The organism is Leekyejoonella antrihumi, from assembly GCF_007845645.1.
Taxonomy (GTDB): Bacteria; Actinomycetota; Actinomycetes; order Actinomycetales; family Dermatophilaceae; genus Leekyejoonella; species Leekyejoonella antrihumi.
In genome coordinates, this window is record NZ_VCQV01000090.1 from 1 (window position 1) to 4,454 (window position 4,454).

At 67.7% G+C, this 4,454-nt stretch carries 5 protein-coding genes; 1 reads left to right on the forward strand and 4 read right to left on the reverse strand.

All coding sequences use genetic code 11. The features are described 5' to 3' along the window. Positions 1–166: 166 nt before the first annotated feature. The 3 genes from FGL98_RS24620 to FGL98_RS24630 are packed head-to-tail and all read right to left on the reverse strand — an operon-like array spanning position 167 to position 2,290. The gene (locus FGL98_RS24620; protein WP_146321461.1) at positions 167–394 is read right to left on the reverse strand and encodes a hypothetical protein; all 228 of its coding nucleotides are present in this window, start codon (positions 392–394) and stop codon (positions 167–169) included. After that, positions 375–1,142 carry a hypothetical protein gene (locus tag FGL98_RS24625; RefSeq protein ID WP_146321463.1) on the reverse strand — a complete coding sequence of 256 codons (768 nt, stop codon included), beginning with the start codon at positions 1,140–1,142 and terminating at the stop codon, positions 375–377. Before FGL98_RS24625 ends, FGL98_RS24620 begins: the two co-directional genes overlap by 20 nt. 11 nt (positions 1,143–1,153) lie before the next feature. Next, positions 1,154–2,290, reverse strand: a complete 1,137-nt coding sequence (locus tag FGL98_RS24630; protein ID WP_186526388.1) for a site-specific integrase — start codon at positions 2,288–2,290, stop codon at positions 1,154–1,156. Between the two features lie 356 nt (positions 2,291–2,646). Between FGL98_RS24630 and FGL98_RS25670 the strand changes: the two genes are divergently transcribed. After that, positions 2,647–2,790 (forward strand): hypothetical protein, encoded by a 144-nt coding sequence (locus FGL98_RS25670; protein WP_186526389.1) that lies wholly within the window; start codon positions 2,647–2,649, stop codon positions 2,788–2,790. Between the two features lie 149 nt (positions 2,791–2,939). Here FGL98_RS25670 and FGL98_RS26020 read toward each other — a convergent pair whose 3' ends face one another. Next, a complete protein-coding gene (locus tag FGL98_RS26020) occupies positions 2,940–3,956 on the reverse strand; it encodes an FAD-binding oxidoreductase (RefSeq protein ID WP_342780007.1) in 1,017 nt (338 codons plus the stop codon). Positions 3,957–4,454: the final 498 nt, after the last annotated feature.

Consider the following 4,454-nt stretch of genomic DNA (forward strand, 5'->3'; position numbering starts at 1 on the left):
GACCGGTCGACGTCGGCAGTAGCGGCTCGACTATTGCCCAGAACTCATCGGAAATCTGATCCTCACGCACCATGCATCCCACGCTCTCAACGTCAGCGCCGAATCTTTGGGAGACACGCTCTAAGAACCACCGCAATCTGGGGTCATGGCGGGTCAACTAAGGTGCTCAGGCGCTCGCGACGATTCGGTATCCTTCACTGCGCCGACCCCGCGCTGTTGGCCGTGTCTCGCCCAGCAGCGTGGCCACCCGGGCATTCAGTGCGTCCGCCCGGTCGCAGGCCGCGTCAAGGCGAGCCAAGGTCGTCTCGTCGAAGTGCGCTGCAGGCTGCTCGGTCATGTCGTCGACGTCGCGATCCACCACCTCGATCAAGGCGTCATCGCTGTCGGCTCTCACTCCGCCAGGCAGGCAGCGCAGCGCCAGCACTCCGGTGGCTGCTCGCGGTGTCATGGGCCGCTGAACGACGCTGCCCATCCTGTTGACCGTGTGGTAGCCGCCGGAGATCCAGCCGTGCCGGTCCAGCGCGGGTGCCAGGGTCACCCACGCTGGCAGGTCGGTGCGCACGCTGCCACGGTCCGCGCACGCGTGATGCTGCCTCTGGGCACCGCCACGACCACGACCACAAAGCAGGTTGCGCACGGCGCTGCGGGACCAGCTCTCCTCGGCCTCCCGGCAGGCCAGCCAGCGGGCGGCCACGCACCGCCAGCAGCGTGCGGGGGTCGTCGCTGAGCTCCAGATCGCGTCCGCACACCTGCCAGTCGTCGGTCAGGTCGCCGGGTGCGACGGCCAGGGCCTGTGCACGGGTGAGGCGCAGGCCTCGGGTCAGCACGAGCAGCCAGGCGTCGCGGCGACCGCGGTACCCGCTCGTCCAGCCGGTCGTCGGGCAGCACCTCAGGCAGTCGTCCAGCCGGTCGAAGCCGTCCTCGACCTGGTACCAGGGGTCGATGTAGACAGGCGCTGCCTCCGGGAGTACGCCGCGTGCACGGGCCGTGGTCCGGATGTCAGTGATGTGTCGCGGACCGACCCGCACCTCCTGCTGGAATCGTGCCAGCGCCTCCAGGGTCACCACGCTCGGATCTCGGTAGCTGGCCCGGCACCAGTCCGACCACAGCGACCACCCCGGACGAGCCGGCTGTGTGCTCACAGGCTGTGTTGTCACAGGCCGAGCTGCTGCACGGCGTTGCCGTCCAAGGGGTTCCACTCCCGGTCGTACAGGTCCACCATCGCGTCGGAGCTGTGTCGTGTCTGCCGGCGCACGGCCCGGGTGTCCGCGCCGTTGCGGCGGGCCTGGGTGACCATGCCCGCGCGCAGCGAGTGCATGCCGTACGCGCGCGGGTCGTACCCGGCGGCCACCAGCCGACGCTTGAGCGCCTGGTTCAACCCACTGGTGCTCAGGCCGGCGTCGCTGACGGCTCCGGCCTTGGTCACGGACCGCAGCAGGGGGACCGACTCATCAGCCAGCGCGGGTATCTCGCCTCGGCAGACGTGCTGCCAGTGTGTGACATCGCCAGGGGTCTGGCGCACCAGGCGCATCATGGTGGGCCGGTCCGCGCGTGCGGCGACCAGGCGCAGCCAACGGATCCGTGCGCACGGCACGCAGGTGACCGGGTGCTGGCCGTAGGGCACCGGGAGCACGGCCCCCGCGCCCTGCTGGTCGGTCTTGGTCCGACCGAGCCGGACCCACAGGCCGTCCAGGGGAACAGAGGTGACCTGGTGCACCCGCAGGCCGGTGATCTCCTCGCGGCGCATCGCGGTGGCGAACGCGAGCAGGAACGCGAACGTGTCGCGGGCGGCCGTGACACCCAGCGGCCAGCGGTCGTGCTCACAGGAGGTGACCAGCCGGCGCAGGTCGTCCAGCAGTAGCGGTCGCTTGCGCTGGGTCTTCTCCTGGCGGGCGTTCTTGATCGCCTGCAGCATCCGGGCGACCGCCGGGTCCCGAGCCAGCCTCCGGCCATACCCCCGGGCGTAGTTCGCGTAGCTCAGCGACGCCAGGTGCCGCTCGATGCTCGAGGCCCGGTAGGCCGGCACGCCGTCCTGGTCGAGGCGCAGCGAGAGGTCCGTCAGGTACAGCCGCACGTCCGTCGGGCCGCACGGCAGCGCAGTCCGGCCCAGCCGTGCGCACCGGAGCTCGTACTGCCGGAAGTCCGCGTCGTAGTAGCGCCTGGTCGAGGCGGCCAGGGCGTGCTCATCCAGGTCGTCGGCATACCGGTCGAGCAGCTCCAGCTCGGCCGCGGCGTCGGCAAGCACGCCGATTGATACGGCGGCGAACTGCGTTGATATCGCTGTACTCACACCTCCAGTATGCAAAGAAATCCCCGCCTGGCAATCGATCCTCAGGATGGTCATCCCGGGCCTCTGCGGAGACCAGGCACGGCGCACGACAAGACCATCTAAGGACCAAAGGACGACCCTGAAAAGGCCACCGGTAGACAGCCACATCGAGCCTGGCCGCGTCTGCCCGCACCTGCATCGGCTCGCGTCAGCGGAAACAGATCCCCGTCCTGAGCGTGACGAACAGTTTTGGAAAGCGCTTGCCTCAGGTTTATCGTAAGCGGCGTGACGATGGAACCTGTGACGATTCGAGGTGGCGTAGAGCAGAACCCACGCGCCGTCGCGCAGGTGACCCTTGTCCGAGAAGCGCCTCCCGCGTGACTCTCGCGTGGATCATCGCGCTGGTCGTGGCCTACCTGCTGGGCTGCTGCGTCCTCGCTGTCGTGCTCGGCCGCGCGATCCGCCGACACACACACCGCACCGAGGATCCCAGCGACCAGGATCACCACCCGCACACGTGAGTCCTCGCACAGTCCACCAAAGCGGGTGCCTCTCAAAAGGCGTCGCCGTGCATAGAGCTGTGGCGCACGGTCGTCGGCAGGTCATCCACCGACCCTGACGCTGTGACAGGTCACCCGTGCGCCCAGAGAGCGCGGGCCTGGCTCGGGTGCTACGCGGCGGGGGCAGTCGGCGTCCAGGTGTCCGGACCGAAGACCTCGTAGCTGACGTGCGCCTGGGGCACGTGCCGGTTCACCAGGTGTTGCCGCACGACGTCCATGAACACGGGCGGGCCGCACAGGTAGGCGCGCACGCGCGGATCGATGGGAATGTCGTCCAGGTCGATCAGGCCACGGCGCACAGTGCCTGTGCTGGAACGCACGCCCAGATCCTCGTACCAGTGGATGAGGCGCGCACTGGGGGTCTGCTCGACCAGGTCGGACAGCTCGCGTCGGTGTGCGTGCCGGCCAGGTGACTGGTCCGCGTGCAGGACCGTGATGTCCCGGTCACTGTTGGTGCGTGCCAGGTAGTGCAGCATCCCGATGATCGGCGTGCACCCGATACCCGCCGACACCAGCAGGAGCGGGTCGGGCCGGTCGTGGAGGATCAGGTCGCCGTAGGGCAGCGAACATGACAGGTAGTCACCCTCGAACACGTTCTGGTGCAAGGAGTTCGACAGCTCACCCGCCGGGATGCCCACGCCGGCAATCGTTCCGGCCGGGACCGCCTTGACCGTGATGCCCCACTGTTCCTGGCGCGGGGCCCGTGTCAGGCTGTACTGGCGAATCTGGCGGGCACCATCGGCCAGTCTCACCTGAACCGAGATGTACTGGCCCGGAAGCGCTTTCGGCAGCGCGGTGCCGTCGGGGCGAGCCAGGCCGTACGCGACGGTGTCGGGGGACTGCTGCACCCGCTCGCACACCACCAGATCGCGCCACACGTCGCCTCGGGTCCACCTCGAACCGTGCGTACAGGTCGTTCTCGAGCCCGACCAGGGTGCGGGCCATGTCCCAGTAGACCTCGCTCCAGGCCTGCAAGACGTCCGAAGACGCAGCGTCGCCGAGCACCACACCGATCGCCTCGAACAGGTAGCGGTACACGATCGGGTACTGATCCTCGGTAATCCCCAGCGAGGAGTGCTTGTTCGCGACTCGTGCCAGCATCGCCTCGACATCGCGAGCCGGATCATCGACCAGCAGTGACGCGTACGCGGCGATCGCGCCGGCGAGAGCACGCTGCTGGTCGCCCTGCGCCTGATTGCCGCGGTTGAACAGGTCGCGTTCCAGCTCGGGATGCGCGGCAAACATCCGCCGACAGAAGATCGGGGTGATCTCCTCGATCTTCGAGTCGATCACGGGCAGCGTCGACCGGACGATGCCGGTGGCGGTAGCAGAAATCATGGTGTCCCTCCCACGGGTGACGCCTTCGTCGACGCCGATATCGGTGCTGTGACGGACACCTCCGGGATGATCCACACGGCGATCCGTCGTGCTTCAGTGTGCTCCCTGCCCATGTATTTATACAAATCGGCTCATAAATATACGATAGTTGAATCTTGTTGTGTCTAAGAGATTCCGCGGATAGGCGCGGTCATTGCGGCGTGTCACGCAGCGAAGCAGGCACAGGCCCCGGTAAAAGACGGGTTGTCGAGACTCGCCAACATCACCGGGAGGGCCTGTGCCTGCCG